Here is a 19575-nt window from a genome sequence, read left to right on the forward strand (position 1 = left end):
GTCACGCGTCGCCGCAGAGCCGCTGCACGAGCGCCGCAGGATCAGATGGCACTTCGTCGCCGCGCCAAGCGACGTGCTGGTCGTCGCGGCAGAGCAGCAGCTTGTGCCTGTACGCCGCGGGCCTCTCGACACCTTCCAGCTCCAGCACCGTCAGCGGCATGCCGCGCGCCGCTGCGGCACTCGCGAGAGGCACCACATCCGCGGTGCCATCGAACCGCAGCAACGTGTACCCCTTGCCGAACGCGTCGTAGAGCGAGCGCCCATCCGGCAGCCAGAAGTGCGGCGCGCGGCACCCCGGCACCGTCGACTCGGTGAAGTCGCCCATCGTGTACTCGGGCGGCGTTTCGCCGTCCCTTACGATGATCGGCGAGCGGTCGTAGAAGTACCCGAAGTTCAGCCCCGCGCAGCAGAACTGCTGCACGTTCAGCTCGTACGCTTCGCGGCCCATGCGCTCGCGCTCCGCAGCGTTCGTTTCGATGTCCGCGGGCACGGCACTGCGCGCCTTGATCATCTTGGCCGCGTGGTCCATCGCGAAACGCGACACCTGGTCGGTGATGGGCTGGCGCTCGGCCTCGTACGCGTCGAGGATGCGCTCGCCGCCCCAGCCCTGCAGCCGCGCGGCGAGCAACCACGAGAGGTTGAGCGCGTCCGCGATGCCTGCGTTCATGCCGTAGCCCGCATACGGCACCCACAGGTGCGCGGCGTCGCCCGCGATGAACACGTTGCGGTCGCGGAAGCGGTCCGCGACGAGGCGGCGGCCCACCCAGTCCTCCTTGCTGATCACGTCGTACTGGAAGTCTTCACCCACACCCAGGATCTGCCGGATGCTCCAGTCGCGGTCCACCGAATCGAACTCGGGCTCGCTCGGGTTGAGGTGGTTGTGCACCAGCCATGTTTCGTAGCCGTCGATCGCGAACACGGTGCCGCAGCGCCGCGGGTTCACCGAGTAGTACGACCACGCCCGCGGCTGCGGGATGCGCGCGAGCAAACCCGGCGCACGGATGTACGTGGACTGCACGCGCTGGATCACGGGCGTGCCTTCGAGCTTCGCGCCGATCGCCTTGCGCACGGTCGATGACCCGCCGTCGCAGCCGACGAGGAAGCGTCCTCGGATGCGGCGCTCGTGGCCGGTGTCGAGGTCGATTGCGGTCGCCGTGACACCGGACGCATCCTGTTCGAACGACGTGACCTGCGTGCGGTTGAGGAGCTGCACGCCCGGCAGCGACGCCGTGTGCTCCAGCAGGATCGGCTCGAGGAACAGCTGGTTGATGCGGTGTGGCGGCTCGGGCGTGGGCCACCACGTGTCGGGCCCGCCCGTCGCGGTGTAGCGATGCTCGCGCGAAGGGATGGGGATGCGCGTGAGCTCCAGCCCCGTCACGCTCGTGCGGAACGCGACATCGTTCGGGTGGTCGGGCGGCAGCCCGGCGTTGCGCAATTTCTGCGCGACGCCCAGCGTGCGGAAGCGCTCCATCGTGCGCGCCGCCACGTGGTTGCATTTCACGTTGGGCGGCTCCGCGTAGCGGCGCGTCTCCGCCATCGTCACCTGCACGCCGCGCGACTGCAGGTCCATCGCGAGCGAAAGGCCAACGGGCCCCGCACCGACGATGACGACGTCGGTTGTGATGTCGGCTTGCGTCACTGGTCGATCTTGATGCCGGCCTGGCGGATCACGCGGGCCCACTTCGTGTTCTCGCTGCGGATGTACGCGTCGAAGGCTTCGGGCTTCGAGGGCGCGGGCTCGACGCCGAGGTTGCGCATGCTGGTCTTGATCGCTTCGTCGTTGAGCGCGGCGGTGATCTCCGCATTCAGCTTGTTGACGATCGCGGCAGGCGTGCCCGCAGGAGCGACGACGCCGAACCAGCCGGTCGAGTCATAGCCGCTCAAACCGGCTTCGGACGCGGTGGGCACATCGGGCAACTGCGGCAATCGCTGCGGGCTCGTCACCGCATACGCGACGAGCTTGCCGGCGCGGATGTGCTGCAGCGCCGCGGGCAGGTCGACAACCGCCAGCGGCACCGTGCCCGCCAGCACGTCGAGCGCCGCGGGCCCCGAGCCCTTGTACGGCACCTCGACGAACTTCACATCGGCCATCTGGCTGAAGAGCGCCGCGGACAGATGCATCGCCGTGCCGTTGCCGCCGTGCGCGATGGAGAGCTTGCCGGGGTTCGCTTTCGCGTACGCGACGAGCTCCTGCTGCGTCTTCGCGGGAACCGAGGGGTGGCCGATGAGCACGAACGGGATCGCCGCGAGCATCGTCACGGGCTTGAAGTCCTTCTGCACGTCGAACGGCATCTGCGCATAGAGGCTGCTGTTGGCCGACAGTGCACCCGCCGCGCCCACGCCGAGCGTGTAGCCGTCGGGCGGCGCCTTCGCGACGATGGCCAGGCCGATGTTGCCGCCCGCACCCGGACGGTTGTCGACGACGACCTGCTGGCCCAGCTTGTCGTTCAGGCGCGGCACGATCATGCGCACCACCGCGTCCGCGCTGCCGCCCGGCGGGAAGGTCACGACCATCCGGATCGGCTTGTCGGGGTAGCTCTGCGCTACGGCGAACGAAGAAGAAAGGGCTGCGGCGAGAGCCGCGAAAGCGCGCCGTGTGTACTGCATGGGCCTGTCTCCTGGTGCGTGAATATTTCGCATGCATGCTAACGATAAGGCAGAGGCACCCGGAATTTACATCTTGTAGGTGAAAGACGACACCCGTGTAGGACACGCATCAGCACTCGCTTTCCCGTGGATGAGGCAGCGATGTAGGACGGCAGCTCCCCGGCCTGTCCGTTTTTTTCCGAAACTTTTGCGACGCAGCGGGTCATATCGGTTCGTCTGCAATACAGGGGGACTCTTCCGATGGCCTACGCTGGCTCTGCCGTTTCGCGCACTACCGTTCACGCTCGCAACACCACGCGCAACGCGCGCAATGTTCCTGCCCTGGCCGGCCTGCTCGCAATCGCCGGCGCCGTGGTTGCCGTCACCGGCGCGAACCCGCTGCCGCAGGTGCCCACGTTCAAGACCGTGGCTCAGCACCAGCAGCACGCAACGGAAGTGGCCACCGCATTCGCGTCGCAGCCGATCGAAGCCGCCGCTCAAGTGAAGGCCCCCGTGATCGCGTTCACCGAGCCCGAGAAGCCCGTCATCAAGTTCTCCCCCGACAAGGAGTACTACGACCAGCTGCGCTCGCGCCTGCGCTGGGTCGACATCAAGATGGGCGAGGAGAAGCTGCAGACGCCCGACACCGCGTCGCGCATCCTGCTCGCGCAGGCCGCCGCACGCAAGGCGAACCTCGCCGAGGTGGGCCTGAACTTCCGCGACGTGTACGGCATCATCAACGCCGAGACTTCGTGGATCCCGCGCATGGGCGCCAGCAAGGACGGCACGCCCAACCTGGGCATCGCGCAGTTCGAGCCCGCCACCGCGAGGGCTCTGGGCCTGGTGGACCCGCACGACCCCGTGGAGTCCGTGCACATCATGGCGCTGCACCTGAAGGACGCCGCGACGTGGAGCGCCAAGCGCCTGGCCGGCCTGAAGCTCTCCGACGCCGAGCGCGCGCTCAAGCTGCGCGAAGGCCTGTCGATCTACTACAACCTGTCCAGCAAGGGCCGCGCGATGTGGAACGGCAAGAACACGGCCAAGCTGCCCATCGAGACGCAGCGCCACATCTCCAACGCGCGCCGCGGTGCGCAGGAAGCCGACACGCTGGCCCAGCAGCTGGCCAACGTGCGTGGCCTTACGAAGGGCAGCGGCATGATGACCGCCAGCTTCAACGGCGGCAACGGCAGCAACGGCGGCAACTGAACAGCTCGCGGCCGCGCGCGCAAGCCGCGCGGGCGCGTTGTTGCCTACAAGAGGTTGCGGCTGAAGACGACCGTCGCCGCGCGGCACGCCAAGGTGCAATCGCGTTCATGATCCCCTGAAGCAGGAGCGTGTCATGAGCAGCGACAAACCCGGCCTCGGCGACGACGACCTTGCCTACTGGCGCGAGCGCTTCCACTCGCAGCCGCGCGAAGAGCGCCGGCATTTCGTATGGGAAGACTACAGCCCCGCCTATCGCTACGGCGCCGAGGCTTACGAGGCCAACCCCAAGGGCAAGTTCGAGGACGCCGAGTCCCGCCTGGAAAGCGGCTGGGACAAGGCGCGGCGCCTTTCGCGCCTCGAGTGGTCCGATGCGCGCATCGCGGCTTTCGACGCGTGGCAGCGTGCGCGGGACCTGGCGAACCGGGATCCGGACTAAGCGCCGGGTGCGCGCGATGCCTCGCGCGCGTAGTCGAAGCCCCGCTCCCACTTCTGCGACATCTTCTCGAGCAGGTCGCGCGGAACGCGGGGGTCATTCGCGGCTGCGGCAAGCGCTTGCGACATGCCGTCTGCGATCCGCTGGATGACTTCGACAGGTCGCGACACGCGGCACACGCGCGTGCCGAACCGCAGCAGGTCGGCGGTGGCCGGATAGACGCGCGATTCATGGCGACCCTTGAACAGCTTGAGCGCCATGGTGTGGTCTTCCATGGGAGGGCCACCCGAGAAGCGCCGGTACTCGTAGATGCTCGTCGTGACAACGTCGAACATCGGCGCGAGCCTTGCGTCTTCGGGCCCGGTATAGAGCACACCGAAATTCTTCAGGTGCGCATCGCCATTGCGCACCATGACGGAAAAAGCCACCTGCTCGAAGAATTTCGGCAGTTCGCGGCGCAGCTGCAGCAGTTGCAGGAGCTCGGCGACCGACTCGTAGCTGCCCACGTACTTGCGCTCGCTCAGCACGTCGCGCACCTGCAGCCCCATGAGCGAGGCGATGTCTTCGAAGCCGAATCGCTCTGCCTGCGCGCCCAGGTCGAAACGATCGATGACCAGGAGTTCGCCGTTTGCCGACAGCTCGTGCGACGGTACGGCGATGCCGGCGCGTTGCGCGGCCTGCAGGCAGACATACTCGTTGGCCGAAATTCCGGGATATGACGCCGCCGCGGCCTTCACGATCAGGTTCGGCACGGCCCACGTGGACCTGTCGGGCACCAGGATCTTCGGCTGCAGCCCGGAGACACCAATGCCGGTCGACAGGTAGGCTCGCACGAGTTCCTCGAAGAGCGGGGCGTCCGCCTTCGCGTTCAGGAGGGTCTCGCGTGAAATGACTTTCGGTGCCCCGCTCGCTTCAGCGTCGGGCAACCGGAACCCCAGGTGCCCGATGCCGTTGGTGCCGATCAATGCCAGCAGGTGCATCGGCGTGATCTGCTGCTTCGGGAAGACCTCGCGCAGTCGATGCAGCAGGAAGCCCTCGGGCAGGTTCTGGTCCATCACCGGGAACAGCGCCGTGTCGCGGTACTCCAGCCGGGAGGCAGGCATCAACAGGCCGACCGGGCGCTGCGCGGGATCGTCCTTTCGATAGGTGAAGCTGTATTGCGATGCGTGCTGCAGGAGCCCTGCCTGCTGTCCGGCGATGTTCACATCGAGCAGCCTGATCTTGGCGGGCAGCATCACTCGGGGTCCTTGAAGCGCTCGCGGATTTCCTCCAGCGTGGGAAGTGTGGCTGGCGTGATCTCGAGCGTGACACCCAGCGCGCGCAGGACATCGAAGAGTGCCGAGCTCGAAACATCGCGACCGCTTTCCAGGCGCCAGAGCAGGTCACGGCTGCGCCCGCTGCGGTCGGCCAGCTCGACGGCCGTGATGTCCCGGTCGATGCGCAACTGGCGGATCGCCGCGCCAAGGTCAGCGGGAGTCCGGATGATGTTTGACATAGCAGACATAGTGCCAGATTTCCAACTATTTGTCTTGTATATCAGACACCCGCTCGCGTACGCGGTCGATGTTGTTGCGCAGCGCGTAGAGCTCGTCCGCATAGGACAGCGGCACGCTGATGCGGCCCACCTTTTCCTGCAGCTCGCCCAGCTCCTTGGCGAGGGCGGGCGCGCTTTGCGGGTCGTCCTTCAGTCGCTGCTCGATCTCGCGCAACTGCCCGTACCAGCGGAACACACGGGAGCGGATGCGGAACTGGTAGAGCGGCGGCACGATGCGCGACAGCGGCAGCATCACCGCGAGGATGATGCCCAGCGCGAGCCACATGCGCTCGACGAGGTTCGCCAGCCAGAAAGGCAGCCAGCGCTGCAGGAAAGGCGCGCCCGCGCCGATGGTGCGCGCGGCATCGCGCGACACCGCGTACTCGCTGTGTTCGACCGTCGGGAAGGCGCCCGCGCGATGGAACCAGCCCGCGCCGCCGTGCAAGTCGCGCGCGGCCAGCGCGAAGAGCTGCAGCAGGGCCGGGTGCGTGTCGGCGCGCGCGAGCAGCGAGGTGGTCGTTGCCACCAGCCGCACGTCCTGCGGCGGCAGGTCGCGCGCGAGGTCGACCACGCCGCGCGGCAGCACCACCGGCGTGAGGAAGGGAAAGCGCCGCGAGTAGGCCTCGCTCTGCGCGAAGTCCATCAGCTTCACGCCGGGCGTCTGCAGCAGCATCTGCACCATCAACGATTCGGGCGCCGACGCGAACACCAGTGCGTCGAGCTCGCCCGCGAGGAAGGCGACCGTGGCCGGCGTCTGTTCCAGCCGCGAGAGCTTCAGCGTTGCAACATCGACCTTGTTGGCTTCGAAGAGCTTGTCCACCAGCTGCGGCACGCCGCTGCCCGGCGTGCCCACGTTCAGCCGCAGGCCCTGCAGCTGCGCCAGCGAGGTGAGCGTGCCCTGGCGATTGAGCTTGCGCGCGGACTCTTCGCGGTAGAACAGCCACACGGGCTCGACGAAGAGGCTGCCGAGCGACACGAGCTCGCTCTCCTCGCCCGTCGCGCGCTCGTTGCTGCCGCCCTGCACGAACCCGAGGTCCGCCTTGCCGTCACGCAGCAACTGCAGGTTGGCCGAGGAGCCTTCGCTGGCCTGCAGCACCACTTCGATGCCGTTCGCCGCGAGCGCCTTGCGGTAGCGCTTGCCGAATTCGTCGTAAGCGCTCTGGCCGGGGCCCGTCGCGAGCGTCACCTTGCGCGGCGGCGTAGGGTCGAGCCACAGGTAGGCCATGACGAGCAGCACCACGGCCAGCACGGCGAAGGGGCCCGCGGCAACCAGCAGGTCGCGCAGGGACAGCAGCGTGTGGCGGATCGCGCGCGTCACTGGCGGGCGGCGAAGTCGCGTGCCGCGGGCAACTTCAGCCCGTCGAAGTCCAGCGATGTGGCCGCGCGCACGGCGCGCAGCACGGCTTGTGCCACGGCCTCGGCCGCCATCGCGGACAGCGTCAGCATGTCCAGCGGCTTGCCGGCCTTGCCGGTGGCCAGCGCGAACAACGTATCGCCGTCGAACATCGTGTGTGCGGGGTTGATGGCGCGCGCCAGGCCGTCGTGCCCCACCGTCGCGAGGCGAGACGCCTGCGGCTTCGTGAGCACCGCGTCGGTCGCAACCACGCCGATGGTGGTGTTGCTGCCGGGGATGATGCGCTTGTGCGGGTCGCCGCGCACCATCGCCTGCTGCGTGTTCAGCAGCGACTTTCCGTCGTCGGCGCGCGCACCCGCGACGACCTGGCCGGTCGCGGGATCGATCACGTCGCCCAGCGCATTGCATGCGATGAGCGCGCCGACGGTGATGCCATGCGCCGTGACCGACGCGCTGCCGATGCCGCCCTTCATCGCGCGGTCCATGCCGAAGATCTTGCCGACGATCGCACCTGTGCCGGCGCCCACGCAGCCCTCCTGCGGCGGCTGCTTCGATGCGGCCGCGCACGCGGCGTAACCTGCGTTCGCATCGGGACGGATCGACGGGTCACCCATGTAGAGATCGAACAGCACCGCCGCCGGCACGATGGGCACGCGGCCCTTGGCCACCTGCAGGCCGATGCCGTGCTCGTCGAGCCAGCGCATCGCGCCGCTGGCCGCGTCCAGGCCCCACGCGCTGCCGCCGGAGAGCACCACGGCGTGCACCTGCTCGACGAGGTTGGTGGGCGAGAGCAGGTCGGTCTCGCGCGTGCCGGGCGCCGCGCCGCGCACGTCGACGCCGCCCACGGCGCCCTCCCGCGTGATCACGACCGTGCAGCCGGTCGGGCGGCGCGGGTCGGTGAAGTGGCCCACTTCGATGCCGGCCACGTCGGTGATGGAACTCATGGCGGCGATTATGGGCTGCGCCGCGTTTGACGAAACGCAAGTGCCCTGTGGCGCGGCTTCCTAGACTGGCCCCATGCCTCCGATGACGACACTCCCTCCGCAAGCCTGGCGCAGCCGGCGCGGGCGGCTGGCGTCCACGGCGATGGTGTGGGGTTTCGGGGTCGCGCAATTGCGCGAGGCTGCTCGTCCGGTGACGGCAGCACCGGCTCCCGCACCGGCGCCGGCGCCTGCGCGCTAGTGCCTCAAGCCGCAGCGGCGAACGACCGGCTCCAGGCCATCAGCCCCGAGTGCGGCGACTCGCGGCGAACCGGCGCCGCAACCGGTGCGCGCTTGCGCTGCACCGTCGAACCCGCCTTTACCTCCTTCAGCGTCGCGCCGCGCCGCACCTCGATCGGCTGCGCGGCCGCGGGTGCATGCGTGAGGTGCTCCAGGATCGCGCAGCACGAACGCTCGTCGCCCGCGCAATCCTCCACCCACTTCGACAAGGTCGCGCGCATCGCATCGAGTTCGCGCTGGCGCTCCTCCAGCTCGGCGAGCTGCTGCCGCGCCAGCTCCTTCACCGCCTTGCTCTCGCGTCGTTCGTCGCGCCACAACTTGAGCAGTGCCTCGATCTGCGGGATGGCGAAGCCCACGGCGCGCGCCTGGCGGATGAAGCGCAGCATCTCCACCTCGCGCGGGGTGTAGACGCGGTAGCCCGCGTCGGTGCGGTCCGCCGCGGGGATCAGGCCCAGCGACTCGTAGTGGCGGACCATCTTGGGGGTGACGCCCGCCGCCGCGGCGGCCTGGCCGATGTTCATGGGGTTCATGCTTCGTTTCTCCTTGCCGGTGCCCGTACTCTGGGGCAGGGCGGCCCTGGCGGCAATGCCGGGGTTCCCTCTTTTCCTGCCATGTGCCGGCGGGGCTCGCCCGGCAACGAAACGAAGTCTCGACCTTGCCATCATGGCAAGGTCAAGCACCGCAGCGCCTTGACCTTCACATCGTGGCAACCCCGAACCTTCGGTCATCCCAAACCGGACCCGAAGGAACCGACACCATGAAAGAAAACTTCTCCCGCCGCACCCTGTTCGCCGCTGCGGCCGGCCTCGCCTTGCTGGCCACCGGCTGCGCCACGGCCGCCACCGAAGCGGGCCGCGACTACTCGACCGACAAGCTCACGCAGCAAGGCGGCTTCCGCGTCTCCTGGCGCACGGAGACCGGCGCACCGCCGATCGGCCAGCTGCATACGTGGGTGCTGCACGTCGCGCGCCCGGACGGCACACCCGTCACCGATGCGGCGATCGCCATCGACGGCGACATGCCGCAGCACCTGCATGGCCTGCCGACGCGCCCGCGCATGACGCGGCACCTGGGCAACGGCGACTACCTCATCGACGGCATCAAGTTCCAGATGGGCGGCTGGTGGGTGATGGAGTTCACCATCACCGCGCAAGGCCGCAAGGACCTCGCCAAGTTCAACCTGATGCTCAAGCGATAGGCCCCAAGATGAAACGAGCCTGCATCCTTGCACTGTTCCTCTCGCTGGCCGCGGGCTTGCTGTACGCCACGGGCGATGGCGGCTGGTCGCCGGTGGAACGCAAAGACATCGCGTCGCTGGCCCTGCGGTCGCTGGGTCCCCTGCCGCCGGATCCGTCGAACCGCTTCGCCGACAACGAGCGCGCGGCCGAGTTCGGCCAGCGCCTGTTCTTCGACAAGCGCTTCAGCAGCAACGGGCAGGTGGCCTGCGCCACGTGCCACATGCCCGACAAGTCGTTCCAGGACGGCACGCCGCTCGCGAAGGGCGTGGGCACGACCAACCGCCGCACCATGGCGATCGTCGGCACCGCGCGCAGCCCGTGGCAGTTCTGGGATGGCCGCAAGGACAGCCAGTGGGCGCAGGCGCTGGGCCCGCTCGAAAGCCCGGTGGAACATGGCGGCGACCGCATGCAGTACGCGCGCGTCATCGCCGACCACTACCGTGCCGACTACGAGTCGCTGTTCGGTCCCATGCCCGACATCGGCAAGCGCGAAGAGGCGACGCGTGTGTTCGTCAACATGGGCAAGGCGATCGCTGCGTACGAACGCAAGCTGGAGCCCGGTGCGTCGAAGTTCGATGCGTTCGCGGATTCGCTGGCACGCGGTGATGCCGACGCGAACAAGCGGCTCACGAGCAACGAGATCGCCGGCCTGAAGCTGTTCCTCGGCAAGGGCCAGTGCCTGCAATGCCACAGCGGGCCGCTGCTCACGAACCACGAGTTCCACAACACCGGCGTGCCTGCCGCACCCGGGCTGCCCCTGGACACGGGGCGGCTTGGCGGCGTGAGGGACGTGCTGAAGGACGAATTCAATTGCCTCTCGATCCACAGCGACGGGAAGCCCGAGCAGTGCGGCGAGATCCGCTTCCTCGCGGAGAACAGGCACCAGGAGCGCCAGTTCCGCGTGCCGTCGCTGCGCAATGTGGCGGATCGAGCGCCGTACATGCATGCGGGGCAGCTGGCTTCGCTGCGCGACGTGGTGCGTCACTACAGCCGTGCGCCGGCGGCGCCTGCCGGGCACAGCGAGTTGTCGCGCCTCGATTTGAGCGACCGTGAAGTCGACCAGCTGGTTGCCTTCCTGCAGACGCTCAGCGGGCCCGTTGCCGCGGAGCCCAAGTGGCTCCGCGCGCCCTAAGCGCTGGCGGTCCGCCGAAGTGAGGAGGGCGTGATCCCCAGCAAGCGCGCGAAGCTGCGCCGCATGCGTTCGGGATCGCCGAAGCCGCACTGATCCGCGACTTTCTGGACAGAAGCTGCCCCCGCGTCCAACGCCGTGCGGGCGGCTTCGACACGAATGCGCTCGACGGCCTTCGCCGGCGTCACACCGGTTTCCTCATGGAACGCTCGCGCAAAGTGCCGCGGACTCATGAAGGCGCGCTCCGCGAGCTCCTCCACGCTGTGCCGCTCCTTCAGGTTCTGCCGCACGTGGTCCAGCACCGCATCGAACCGGCTGCGCCCTCCCTGCATCGACAGCAGCGCGGAGAACTGCGACTGCCCACCCGGCCTGCGGTAATAAACCACGAGCTCCTGCGCCACACGCCGAGCGATCTCGGGCCCCACGTCGTGCGAGATCATTGCAAGTGCCAGGTCGATCCCCGCCGTGATGCCGGCGCTGGTCCAGATGCGGCCCTCCTGCACGAAGATGCGGTCCGCATCGAGGTTCACCTTCGGGAACATCTCGCGGAACTGCGAGGTGCGTGACCAGTGCGTCGTGGCCGTGCGCCCGTCCAGCAGGCCTGCAGCCGCCAGCAGGATGCTGCCCGAGCACACACTCGCCACACGCAGCCCCGCGCGCTCGGCGCGGCGCAGGTACGCGAGCAGCTTGTCGTCCTTCGCGGCCTCGTCCACGCCGAAGCCGCCCGACACCAGCAGCGTGTCGCCCGAAGGCGTGCGCGGCAACGCATCGGCCACCATCGCCACGCGCGAAGAACTGCGCACCTCACCCGCCGCGGCCGCGACGACCCTCAGTTCGTAGTGCCCGCGCGCCGCCTCGAAAGCCGCGATGGGCCCGGCCGCGTCGAGCAGCTGGAAGCGGGGGAAGACCAGGATCGAGATGCGGCGCCGCATGGCAGGAAAAGCGGGAAAGGCGACATTGCCGCCATCATCATCCGGCCCGATGCTCGCTGCGTCAACTTCACGCGAGGCCCACCATGATCCATATCGGTTTCCTGCTGTTCCCCAAAGTCACGCAACTGGACCTCACCGGCCCCGCGCAGATCCTTTCGCGCGTGCCCGACGCGCGCGTTCACCTGGTGTGGAAGGACCTGCAGCCGGTGGAAACGGACGTCGGTTTCTCGATCGTGCCGACCACCACCTTCGACGATTGCCCCCAGCTCACGGTGCTGTGCGTGCCGGGAGGCTTCGGCATGGCGCAACAGCTCAATGACGAGACGACGCTGAGCTTCCTGCGCAGGCAGGGCGAAGGCGCGAAGTACGTCACTTCGGTGTGCAACGGCTCTCTGGTGCTGGGGGCTGCGGGAATGCTGCAGCGCTACAAGTCGGCCTGCCACTGGGCGTGGCGCGACTACCTGCCGCGCTTCGGCGCGGTGCCGGTGGCCGAGCGCGTGGTGCGCGACCGCAACCGCATCTCGGGCGGCGGCGTGACGGCGGGGATCGATTTCGGGTTGGCGCTCGCGGCGGAGCTGGCGGGCGAGGCGCAGGCGAAGCTGCTGCAACTGGCTTTCGAGTACGACCCGAAGCCGCCCTTCGATTGCGGCACGCCGGAGAAGGCGGGCGGCGAACTGGTGGCGCGCCTGCGCGAGCTGCAGGCGCCCCGGTTCCGCCAGGCGGAAGCCCTGATCGAGCAAGCCGCGCTGGCGGGTGCCTGAGCAGGCATTACATCGCTGTAGTCGGCGCGGACTTCGGCGCGCGTGAGCGAACCGTTGAACGCGGTGCGGTTGGCGGCGTCGTCGGCGGCTTCGTTCGCGAACGCGGAGAAAGCGCTGAGCAGCAGGGTGGATGCGACGCTGCCTATTTCGCGGCTTCGATCGCGGTAACGACCAGCTTGCCGCCGCCCTCGTCGACGGCCGCGAAGCGGACCTTGTCGCCGTTCTTCACCTTGTCGAGCAGCTTCGCATCCTTCACACCGAACACCATGGTCATGGGTGGCATGTCCAGGTTCTTGATGTGCTCGTGCTTGAGCGTGATCTTCTTGTTGGTCTTGTCGACCTTGCGCACTTCGCCGCTCGTGAGGTCGGCCGCGAACGATGTGAAGGCAAGTGCGGCGGCGGCGACTGCGGTGATGGCGGGGAAGAGGAATTTGCGTGCCATGGGATTCTCCTGGGTTGCTAGTTGACGATGAGGGTGCCCACCATGCCGGCCTGGTAGTGGCCGTCGATGAGGCATGCGAAACGGAATTCACCAGCGCGGTTGAAGTGCCACACGAGGCTTCCCTTGCGGCCGGGTCGCACGTGGACCATGCCGGGGTCGTCGTGCTCCATGCCCGGGTGCCTGGCCATCATGGCCGCGTGGGCGTCCAGCTCCTGCTGCGTGCCCAGCACGAGTTCGTGCAGAAGCCGCCCCTGGTTGGCGACCACGAAGCGGATGGTCTCGCCGCGCTTGACCTCGATGCGCTCGGGCGCGAAGCGCATCGCATCGGTCATGCTGACGCGAATGGTGCGCGTCACGGCCTTGGCGTTGCCCGCGACGCCCCAGGCCTTCTGCTCCGGCGCCGCGTGCGCGGAATGCGTGCGCGACTGGGCCTGCGCGAACGGCACAGCCATGGAGAGCGCCATGGCGGCGGCAATGATCTTCATCGACGTAACTCCCTGGCTTTGACGATGCCATAGATGGCGGGGATCACCGCCAATGTCAAGACGGTGGACGACAGCATGCCGCCCACCATCGGCGCCGCGATGCGGCTCATCACTTCCGAACCCGTCCCGGTGCCCCAGAGGATCGGCAGAAGGCCGGCCATGATCGCCGAGACCGTCATCATCTTCGGCCGCACGCGCTCCACGGCCCCTTCCTCGATGGCCGCTTCCAGGTCGGCGGCGGCCGGCGAACGCCCCTCGGCGGCGCAGCGCTGCTTCACCGCCGTCCACGCATGGTCCAGGTAGATCAGCATCACCACCCCCGTTTCAGCGGCCACGCCCGCCAGCGCAATGAAACCGACGGCAACAGCCACCGAGAGGTTGTAGCCCAGCGCCGCCATCAGCCACACGCCGCCCACCAGCGCGAAGGGCACCGACAGCATCACGATCAGCGTCTCGGGGATGCGCCGGAAGTTCAGGTACAGCAGCAGGAAGATGATCAGCAGCGTGAGCGGCACCACGATCTTCATGCGCTCGATGGCGCGCTCCATGTACTCGAACTGGCCGCTCCACGTGACGTAGTAGCCGGGCGGGAACTTCACCTTCTCCGCGACGGCCTTGCGCGCGTCGCCGACGTAGGAGCCGATGTCGCGGTCGCGGATGTCGATGTAGATGTACGCCGACAGCAGCGCGTTCTCGGTGCGGATGCCGGGCGTGCCGCGCACGACCTTCACCTTCGCCACCTGGCCCAGCGGCACCATCGCGTTCATCGCCGGCACCAGCACCTCGCGCTCGATCTGCTCGGGGCTGGCGCGCAGCTCGCGCGGGTAGCGCACTGTCACGCCGAAGCGCTCGCGGCCTTCGACGGTGGTCGTCACCATCTCGCCGCCGAGCGCCGTGCCGATCACTTCCTGCAACTCGCCCACGGTCAGGCCGTAGCGGGCGAGCTCTTCGCGCTTCGGCTCGATGTCGAAGTAGAAGCCGCCGGTGATGCGTTCGGCAAACGCGGACGTTGTCCCCGGCACGTCCTTCACCACGCCCTCGATCTCCTTGGCCAGCCGCTCCATCTCGGCGAGGTCCTTGCCGAACACCTTGATGCCGATCGGCGTGCGGATGCCGGTGGAGAGCATGTCGATGCGCGCCTTGATCGGCATCGTCCATGCGTTCGAAATGCCGGGGAACTGCAGCGCCTTGTCCAACTCGGCGATGAGCTTGTCGGTGGTCATGCCCGCGCGCCACTGCTCGCGCGGCTTGAGGTTGATGACGGTCTCGAACATCTCCACCGGCGCGGGGTCGGTGGCCGTGTTCGCGCGCCCCGCCTTGCCGTAGACCGAAGCCACTTCGGGGAAGCTCTTGATGATCTTGTCCTGCGTCTGCAGCACTTCCGCGGCCTTGGTGATCGACATGCCGGGCAGGGACGAGGGCATGTACAGCAGCGTGCCTTCGTCCAGCGCGGGCATGAACTCGGTGCCGAGTTTCATCGCCGGCACGATGGAGGCGACAAGCGAGAGCACGGCCAGGGCGATCGTGAGCTTCTTCCACTTCATCACCCACTCGATCACCGGCTGGTAGGCGCGGATGAGGAAGCGGTTGACCGGGTTGCGCGCCTCCGGCAGCACCTTGCCGCGGATGAACAGCATCATCAGCACCGGCACGAGCGTCACCGACAGCAGCGCCGCGCCGGCCATCGAGAAGGTCTTGGTGTACGCCAGCGGTGAGAAAAGCCGCCCCTCCTGTGCCTCCAGCGTGAAGACCGGCAGGAACGACACCGTGATCACCAGCAACGAGAAAAAGAGCGCGGGCCCGACCTCCTTGCATGCCGCGAGCATGGCCTCGCTGCGCTCGGCCAGCGTGTGGTCGGCCGGCAGGCGTTCGAGGTGCTTGTGCGCGTTCTCGATCATCACGATGGCCGCATCCACCATCGCGCCGATGGCGATGGCGATGCCGCCCAGGCTCATGAGGTTGGAGTTCATGCCCAACGCGCGCATCGCGATGAACGCAATCAGCACACCCACGGGAAGCATGACGATGGCCACCAGTGCGGAGCGCACGTGAAGCAGGAACACCACGCACACGGCCGCGACGATCAGGCTTTCCTCCAGCAGCGTGCGCTTGAGCGTGTCGATGGCGCGGTGGATCAACTCGGAGCGGTCGTACACCGCTTCGATCGTCGTGCCCGCGGGCAGGCCCGAGGAGATCTCCTGCACCTTGGCCTTGAGGTTGTGGATCACCTCCAGCGCGTTCTGCCCGTAGCGCGCCATCGCGATGCCGGAAACCACTTCGCCTTCGCCGTTCAGTTCGGCAAGCCCGCGGCGCTCGTCGGGCGCCATTTCCACGCGCGCGATGTCGCGCACCAGCACCGGCGTGCCGCCTTCGGCCTTGACGACGAGCGCCTCGATGTCGGCGCGGCCGCGCAGATAGCCGCGCCCGCGCACCATGTACTCGGTCTCGGCCATCTCGACGACGCGCCCGCCGACGTCGCGGTTGGAGTCGCGGATCACCTGCGACACCTTCGCCAGCGGGATGCCGTAGCCGCGCAGCTTCACGGGGTCCACGGTCACCTGGTAGGTCTGCACGAAGCCGCCGATGGAAGCGACCTCCGCCACGCCCGGCGCCTTGGTGAGCTGATAGCGCACGTACCAGTCCTGGATCGCGCGCAGCTCGGCAAGCGTGCGGTCCCTGGCGACCAGCACGTATTGGTAGACCCATCCCACGCCCGTGGCGTCCGGGCCGAGGGCCGGGCTCACGCCGCGAGGCAGGCGGCCCGACGCGAAGTTCAGGTACTCCAGCACGCGCGAGCGCGCCCAGTAGATGTCGGTGCCGTCCTCGAAGATCACGTACACGAACGAGGCGCCGAAGAACGAGAAGCCGCGAACGACCTTGGACTTCGGCACGGCCAGCATCGCGGTGGTGAGCGGGTACGTCACCTGGTCTTCCACCACCTGCGGTGCCTGGCCGGGGTACTCGGTGTAGACGATCACCTGCACGTCCGACAGGTCGGGCAGGGCGTCCAGCGGCGTGCGCACCAGCGCCCAGACGCCGGCCAGCACGATGAAGACGGTCGCTAGCAGCACCAGGAAACGGTTGCGCCCGGACCAGTCGATGATGCGGTTGAGCATGGTCGCGCCTTCAGTGCTGCACCGAGGTGATCACCCATTCGCCGGCGCCGCGCTCGACGAACTCGACGTTCACCTTCGCCTTCGGCTGCAGGTGCGCGAGCAGCCCGCTATTGGCCACCTTGAACTCCATCGTCATCGCCGGCCACTTGAGCGTGGGCACGGGGCCGTGGTTCAAGGTGACCGTGCCGGCTTTCGCGTCGACGGCTTCGACGGTGCCGCTGGCCTTGTGGCCGACCGCCGTGGGCGCTGCCGGCGCAGGTGATGCTGCCGGGCCGAGACCGGACACGGCCGCCTTGAGGTTGCTCTCGGCGTCGATCAGGAAGTTGGCCGCCACCACGACGCGCTCGCCTTCCTTCACGCCTTCGAGCACCTGCACGAAGTTGTCGCCGCGCGCACCGGTCTTCACCTCGCGCGGCTCGAAGCGGCCTTCGCCCTTGTCGACGAGGACGATGCGGCGCGTGCCGCTGTCGATCACCGCGGAGTCCGGCACCGCCAGCACCTGCGTGCGCGCGCCGGCCTGCAGTTCCACCTGCGCGAACATGCCGGGCTTGAGCAGGCCGCCGGGGTTCGGGAGCTCGATGCGCACGGGCACCGTCCGCGTCTCGGCTTTCAGCGTGGGGTACACGTAGGTGACGCGGCCTTGCAGCGCCTTGTCCGGGTAGGCGTTGATGCGCACGGCCGCGGCGGCGCCGCTGCGCACAGAGCCGAGGTCCTGCTCGTTCACTTCAGCGACGACCCACACCGCGGAAAGGTCGGTCACCTGGTACAGCATCTCGCCGGGCATGAAGCGCATGCCCTGCACGGCCTTTTTCTCCGTGACGATGCCGCCCACCGGCGAGCGGAAGGTCACGGTGCGCCGCGGCTCGCCGTTCTTCACCAGCGCCGCCAGATGCTCGGGCGGCAGGTCCCAGTTGCGCAGGCGCGCGAGCGCCGACTCGGCCAGCTGCTTCATGCCGGCCTGCGCTTCCGCGCCCGCGCCGGCCATGGCCTGCGTGCCCTGCATCGCGATCGCGTATTCGCGCTGCGCGGCGACGAGCTCGGGGCTGTAGACCTCGAAGAGCGGCTGGCCGCGCGCGACGGGTTGGCCGGTGACGTTGACGTGCAGGCGTTCCACATAGCCCTCGAACTTGGGCGAGATGACATGCACGTGGCGTTCGTCAGGCTCCACGCGGCCCACCGCGCGCACCGCCTGGCCGAGCGTGCGCATCGACGCGAGTTCGGTGCGCACGCCGAGCTTCTGCACCTTCTCCGTGGAGATGCGCACCTGCCCGCTGGCGGACGCAGCGGCAGAGTCTTCGCCCTCGTAGACCGGGACGTAGTCCATGCCCATCGGGTCCTTCTTCGGCACGGGCGAGGTGTCCGGCAGGCCCATCGGGTTGCGGTAGTACAGCACCTTGCGCTGCTTCGTGGGTTCGGGTGCCGCCGAGGCGGTTTGCGGGGTGTGCCCGCGCTGGCCGAACCAGTAGCCCGCACCGGCGGCGATGGTGGCGGCGACGGCCGCGGCGAGGAGAGTGTTGGCTTTCACAGGTCTTCTCCCAGCGTGCGTTCGATCTCGGCCAGGCGCATCTGCGCCTCGGTCTCGGCCTTCAGGCGGTCCAGCCGCGCCTTGCGGATCTGGCGCTGCGCTTCGAGCAGCGCGCTGAATTCGAGCTTGCCGCCTTCGTACGAGGCCAGCGCGGAGCGCAGCGCCAGCTCGGACTGCGGCAGCGCCTGCGCGGTGACGAGGTCCACCGTACGGCGCGCGACGTCGAGCGACGCGAGGCTCTCGCCGATGTCGCCTGCGACCTGCACGGCTGCGTTGTCGATTCGGGCGCGCGCCGCGTCCACCATCGCCTGCGCTTCGGCCTCCTGCGAGCGCCGCGTGTCCTGCTGCAGCGGCAGGTTCAGCTCCACCATCACGCCCCAGCTGGCGTTGCGCGAGTTCATGCGCGTGGGGCCCGCGCCGACGTTCACGTCCGGCAGGCGGTTGCGCAGCGCGAGCTCGCGGTTCTTCTCCGCGGCCGCGAGGCGCGCTTCCTCCGCGCGCACCACCGGGCTCGTCGCGCGTGCGCGCTGCACGAGCGTGGCGGCATCCGGCACCGCCGGCAGCGGCCGTGGCTCGCGCGGGTGCGCGAGGGCCGCCTCCGAAGGGCGCCCGAGCAGCGCGTTGATGCGCACGTGCAGGTGGTGCTTCTCCGCCTCCAGCATCAGCAGCTCGGCGCGCATCGCGGTCTGCTCCAGCTGCGCGCGGATCGCGTCCTGCTGCGGCGCCAGCCCGCCCGCATAGCGGGCCTGCGCCACCTGCTCCATGCGCCTGACCAGGTCCAGCACTTCCCGCGTGATGCGCTCGTTGGCGACGGCCGCGTAGTAGCGCGCGTAGGCCGTCTTGATGCGCATCGCCAGCTCGGCCCAGGCCGCGTCGGTGCGGGCCTGCGCTTGCCGCGCATCGGCGCTGGCGGCTTGCACGCGCAGCTCGCGCTTGCCCCATGCGGGCAACTGCTGCATGAAAGTCAGGCGCGTCTCGGGTGGCGCCTCGGCGTCACGCAGGTTCATGCGCTCCACCCGCAGCACCGGGTCAGGCAGCGCGCCGGCCGGCTGCACGCGCTGGCGCGCGGCCTCGGCTTCGGCGCGCATCAGCGCCAGCTCGGGGTTCTGCGTGCGCGCGGCTTCGAGCAGCGTCTGGAGGTTTTCCCCCAGCTGCGCCGCGGCGGCGGGGCCGGCGAGCGCGAAGGCGAGGGCGATGGCAATGGGAACGCGTGGCATGTTCGTTTCCTGGAGACCCATGGGACCCGCCCGCGGCAAATTGCGGACGGACTACGGCTGGGAGGGCTCAGGAAACGGGCGGCTTGCGGGTGGGGCGCGGCTCGGCGCTCGTGAAATGGATGGCGGCCTGCGCGGGCGTGGCGCGCGGCGCGGCGCCCGCGACCAGCACCGGCATCGCCGGCAAAGCGTGGAGCGAGCAGGCCTGGCATTGCTCGCACGACGCGGGGTTCGTCTTGCCGTCTTCGTGCGCCGCGTGGCCGGGGCAGTCGGCATGCATCGCCTGCGCCGCGACGGCCTGGTCCAGCTGCTGCGCGAGCATCTGCCCCGCCATGGCTTCGCCCACCCAGCCCTTGAAGAGCAGGGCGGCGACGAGCAGCAGGATCATGCGGATGCGCAT

At 68.6% G+C, this 19575-nt stretch carries 20 protein-coding genes; 6 read left to right on the top strand and 14 right to left on the bottom strand.

Annotated elements, in window-relative coordinates; all coding sequences use genetic code 11:
* Position 1: 1 nt before the first annotated feature.
* Positions 2–1639: an FAD-dependent oxidoreductase gene (locus H8R02_RS15825; RefSeq protein ID WP_354004926.1), complete on the bottom strand. Its 1638-nt coding sequence runs from the start codon at positions 1637–1639 to the stop codon at positions 2–4.
* On the bottom strand, positions 1636–2607 hold the full coding sequence (locus H8R02_RS15830; RefSeq protein WP_187082402.1) for a Bug family tripartite tricarboxylate transporter substrate binding protein: 972 nt from the start codon (positions 2605–2607) through the stop codon (positions 1636–1638). Before H8R02_RS15830 ends, H8R02_RS15825 begins: the two co-directional genes overlap by 4 nt.
* A 240-nt stretch (positions 2608–2847) precedes the next feature.
* On the opposite strand from H8R02_RS15830, the gene H8R02_RS15835 reads away from it, so the two are divergent.
* Both H8R02_RS15835 and H8R02_RS15840 read left to right on the top strand, forming a co-directional pair.
* The gene (locus tag H8R02_RS15835; protein WP_187082403.1) at positions 2848–3792 is read left to right on the top strand and encodes a lysozyme family protein; all 945 of its coding nucleotides are present in this window, start codon (positions 2848–2850) and stop codon (positions 3790–3792) included.
* A 133-nt stretch (positions 3793–3925) separates the two neighbouring features.
* A complete protein-coding gene (locus H8R02_RS15840) occupies positions 3926–4228 on the top strand; it encodes a hypothetical protein (RefSeq protein ID WP_187082404.1) in 303 nt (100 codons plus the stop codon).
* On the opposite strand, the gene H8R02_RS15845 is transcribed toward H8R02_RS15840, so the two are convergent.
* From H8R02_RS15845 to H8R02_RS15860, 4 genes are read right to left on the bottom strand one after another with little or no spacing between them, the layout of a single operon-like run.
* Complete coding sequence (locus tag H8R02_RS15845; protein ID WP_187082405.1) at positions 4225–5460, bottom strand: type II toxin-antitoxin system HipA family toxin; 1236 nt, start codon at positions 5458–5460, stop codon at positions 4225–4227. The genes H8R02_RS15840 and H8R02_RS15845 overlap by 4 nt on opposite strands.
* Positions 5460–5720, bottom strand: coding sequence for a helix-turn-helix domain-containing protein (locus H8R02_RS15850; RefSeq protein ID WP_187082406.1), 261 nt, complete (start codon positions 5718–5720; stop codon positions 5460–5462). Before H8R02_RS15850 ends, H8R02_RS15845 begins: the two co-directional genes overlap by 1 nt.
* Before the next feature lie 25 nt (positions 5721–5745).
* A complete protein-coding gene (locus H8R02_RS15855) occupies positions 5746–7077 on the bottom strand; it encodes a TAXI family TRAP transporter solute-binding subunit (protein ID WP_187082407.1) in 1332 nt (443 codons plus the stop codon).
* A complete protein-coding gene (locus H8R02_RS15860; RefSeq protein ID WP_187082408.1) occupies positions 7074–8057 on the bottom strand; it encodes a P1 family peptidase in 984 nt (327 codons plus the stop codon). The genes H8R02_RS15855 and H8R02_RS15860 overlap by 4 nt, the downstream gene beginning before the upstream one ends.
* Positions 8058–8139: 82 nt before the next feature.
* On the opposite strand from H8R02_RS15860, the gene H8R02_RS15865 reads away from it, so the two are divergent.
* A complete protein-coding gene (locus H8R02_RS15865; protein ID WP_187082409.1) occupies positions 8140–8295 on the top strand; it encodes a hypothetical protein in 156 nt (51 codons plus the stop codon).
* Positions 8296–8299: 4 nt separating this feature from the next.
* Here H8R02_RS15865 and cueR read toward each other — a convergent pair whose 3' ends face one another.
* A complete protein-coding gene (gene cueR / locus H8R02_RS15870; protein WP_354004927.1) occupies positions 8300–8863 on the bottom strand; it encodes a Cu(I)-responsive transcriptional regulator in 564 nt (187 codons plus the stop codon).
* A gap of 227 nt (positions 8864–9090) precedes the next feature.
* Here cueR and H8R02_RS15875 point away from each other — a divergent pair, with 227 nt between their 5' ends.
* Entirely contained in the window at positions 9091–9531 is a 441-nt protein-coding gene (locus H8R02_RS15875) for a FixH family protein (RefSeq protein ID WP_187082410.1), read from the top strand.
* An 8-nt stretch (positions 9532–9539) separates the two neighbouring features.
* Positions 9540–10703, top strand: coding sequence for a cytochrome-c peroxidase (locus tag H8R02_RS15880; protein ID WP_187082411.1), 1164 nt, complete (start codon positions 9540–9542; stop codon positions 10701–10703).
* Here the strand turns inward: H8R02_RS15880 and H8R02_RS15885 are convergent.
* Entirely contained in the window at positions 10700–11632 is a 933-nt protein-coding gene (locus H8R02_RS15885; RefSeq protein WP_187082412.1) for a GlxA family transcriptional regulator, read from the bottom strand. The two genes, H8R02_RS15880 and H8R02_RS15885, sit on opposite strands and share 4 nt — an antisense overlap.
* Positions 11633–11715: 83 nt before the next feature.
* Here H8R02_RS15885 and H8R02_RS15890 point away from each other — a divergent pair, with 83 nt between their 5' ends.
* Positions 11716–12393 (top strand): DJ-1/PfpI family protein, encoded by a 678-nt coding sequence (locus H8R02_RS15890; RefSeq protein WP_187082413.1) that lies wholly within the window; start codon positions 11716–11718, stop codon positions 12391–12393.
* A 142-nt stretch (positions 12394–12535) separates the two neighbouring features.
* On the opposite strand, the gene H8R02_RS15895 is transcribed toward H8R02_RS15890, so the two are convergent.
* From H8R02_RS15895 to H8R02_RS15920, 6 genes are all read right to left on the bottom strand, one after another.
* A complete protein-coding gene (locus tag H8R02_RS15895; RefSeq protein ID WP_187082414.1) occupies positions 12536–12835 on the bottom strand; it encodes a copper-binding protein in 300 nt (99 codons plus the stop codon).
* Positions 12836–12852: 17 nt separating this feature from the next.
* A complete protein-coding gene (locus H8R02_RS15900; RefSeq protein ID WP_187082415.1) occupies positions 12853–13320 on the bottom strand; it encodes a cupredoxin domain-containing protein in 468 nt (155 codons plus the stop codon).
* The gene (locus tag H8R02_RS15905; protein WP_187082416.1) at positions 13317–16436 is read right to left on the bottom strand and encodes an efflux RND transporter permease subunit; all 3120 of its coding nucleotides are present in this window, start codon (positions 16434–16436) and stop codon (positions 13317–13319) included. The genes H8R02_RS15900 and H8R02_RS15905 overlap by 4 nt, the downstream gene beginning before the upstream one ends.
* A 10-nt stretch (positions 16437–16446) precedes the next feature.
* The gene (locus H8R02_RS15910; RefSeq protein ID WP_187082417.1) at positions 16447–17961 is read right to left on the bottom strand and encodes an efflux RND transporter periplasmic adaptor subunit; all 1515 of its coding nucleotides are present in this window, start codon (positions 17959–17961) and stop codon (positions 16447–16449) included.
* Positions 17958–19178, bottom strand: a complete 1221-nt coding sequence (locus H8R02_RS15915) for a TolC family protein (protein ID WP_187082418.1) — start codon at positions 19176–19178, stop codon at positions 17958–17960. The genes H8R02_RS15910 and H8R02_RS15915 overlap by 4 nt, the downstream gene beginning before the upstream one ends.
* Positions 19179–19245: 67 nt before the next feature.
* The gene (locus H8R02_RS15920; RefSeq protein ID WP_187082419.1) at positions 19246–19575 is read right to left on the bottom strand and encodes a hypothetical protein; all 330 of its coding nucleotides are present in this window, start codon (positions 19573–19575) and stop codon (positions 19246–19248) included.

The sequence above is a fragment of the Ramlibacter albus genome (assembly GCF_014297445.1).
Classification (GTDB): Bacteria; Pseudomonadota; Gammaproteobacteria; order Burkholderiales; family Burkholderiaceae_C; genus Ramlibacter; species Ramlibacter albus.

Excerpts from the sequence above, each read along its gene's own strand:
- H8R02_RS15900 (WP_187082415.1), bottom strand. The coding sequence starts at position 13,320 with ATGAAGATCATTGCCGCCGCCATGGCGCTCTCCATGGCTGTGCCGTTC.
- H8R02_RS15830 (WP_187082402.1), bottom strand. The coding sequence starts at position 2,607 with ATGCAGTACACACGGCGCGCTTTCGCGGCTCTCGCCGCAGCCCTTTCT.
- H8R02_RS15865 (WP_187082409.1), top strand. The coding sequence starts at position 8,140 with ATGACGACACTCCCTCCGCAAGCCTGGCGCAGCCGGCGCGGGCGGCTG.
- H8R02_RS15920 (WP_187082419.1), bottom strand. The coding sequence starts at position 19,575 with ATGCGCATCCGCATGATCCTGCTGCTCGTCGCCGCCCTGCTCTTCAAG.
- H8R02_RS15840 (WP_187082404.1), top strand. The coding sequence starts at position 3,926 with ATGAGCAGCGACAAACCCGGCCTCGGCGACGACGACCTTGCCTACTGG.
- H8R02_RS15850 (WP_187082406.1), bottom strand. The coding sequence starts at position 5,720 with ATGTCAAACATCATCCGGACTCCCGCTGACCTTGGCGCGGCGATCCGC.
- H8R02_RS15895 (WP_187082414.1), bottom strand. The coding sequence starts at position 12,835 with ATGGCACGCAAATTCCTCTTCCCCGCCATCACCGCAGTCGCCGCCGCC.
- H8R02_RS15885 (WP_187082412.1), bottom strand. The coding sequence starts at position 11,632 with ATGCGGCGCCGCATCTCGATCCTGGTCTTCCCCCGCTTCCAGCTGCTC.
- H8R02_RS15890 (WP_187082413.1), top strand. The coding sequence starts at position 11,716 with ATGATCCATATCGGTTTCCTGCTGTTCCCCAAAGTCACGCAACTGGAC.
- H8R02_RS15915 (WP_187082418.1), bottom strand. The coding sequence starts at position 19,178 with ATGCCACGCGTTCCCATTGCCATCGCCCTCGCCTTCGCGCTCGCCGGC.
- H8R02_RS15845 (WP_187082405.1), bottom strand. The coding sequence starts at position 5,460 with ATGCTGCCCGCCAAGATCAGGCTGCTCGATGTGAACATCGCCGGACAG.
- H8R02_RS15835 (WP_187082403.1), top strand. The coding sequence starts at position 2,848 with ATGGCCTACGCTGGCTCTGCCGTTTCGCGCACTACCGTTCACGCTCGC.
- H8R02_RS15905 (WP_187082416.1), bottom strand. The coding sequence starts at position 16,436 with ATGCTCAACCGCATCATCGACTGGTCCGGGCGCAACCGTTTCCTGGTG.
- H8R02_RS15860 (WP_187082408.1), bottom strand. The coding sequence starts at position 8,057 with ATGAGTTCCATCACCGACGTGGCCGGCATCGAAGTGGGCCACTTCACC.
- cueR (WP_354004927.1), bottom strand. The coding sequence starts at position 8,863 with ATGAACCCCATGAACATCGGCCAGGCCGCCGCGGCGGCGGGCGTCACC.
- H8R02_RS15875 (WP_187082410.1), top strand. The coding sequence starts at position 9,091 with ATGAAAGAAAACTTCTCCCGCCGCACCCTGTTCGCCGCTGCGGCCGGC.
- H8R02_RS15880 (WP_187082411.1), top strand. The coding sequence starts at position 9,540 with ATGAAACGAGCCTGCATCCTTGCACTGTTCCTCTCGCTGGCCGCGGGC.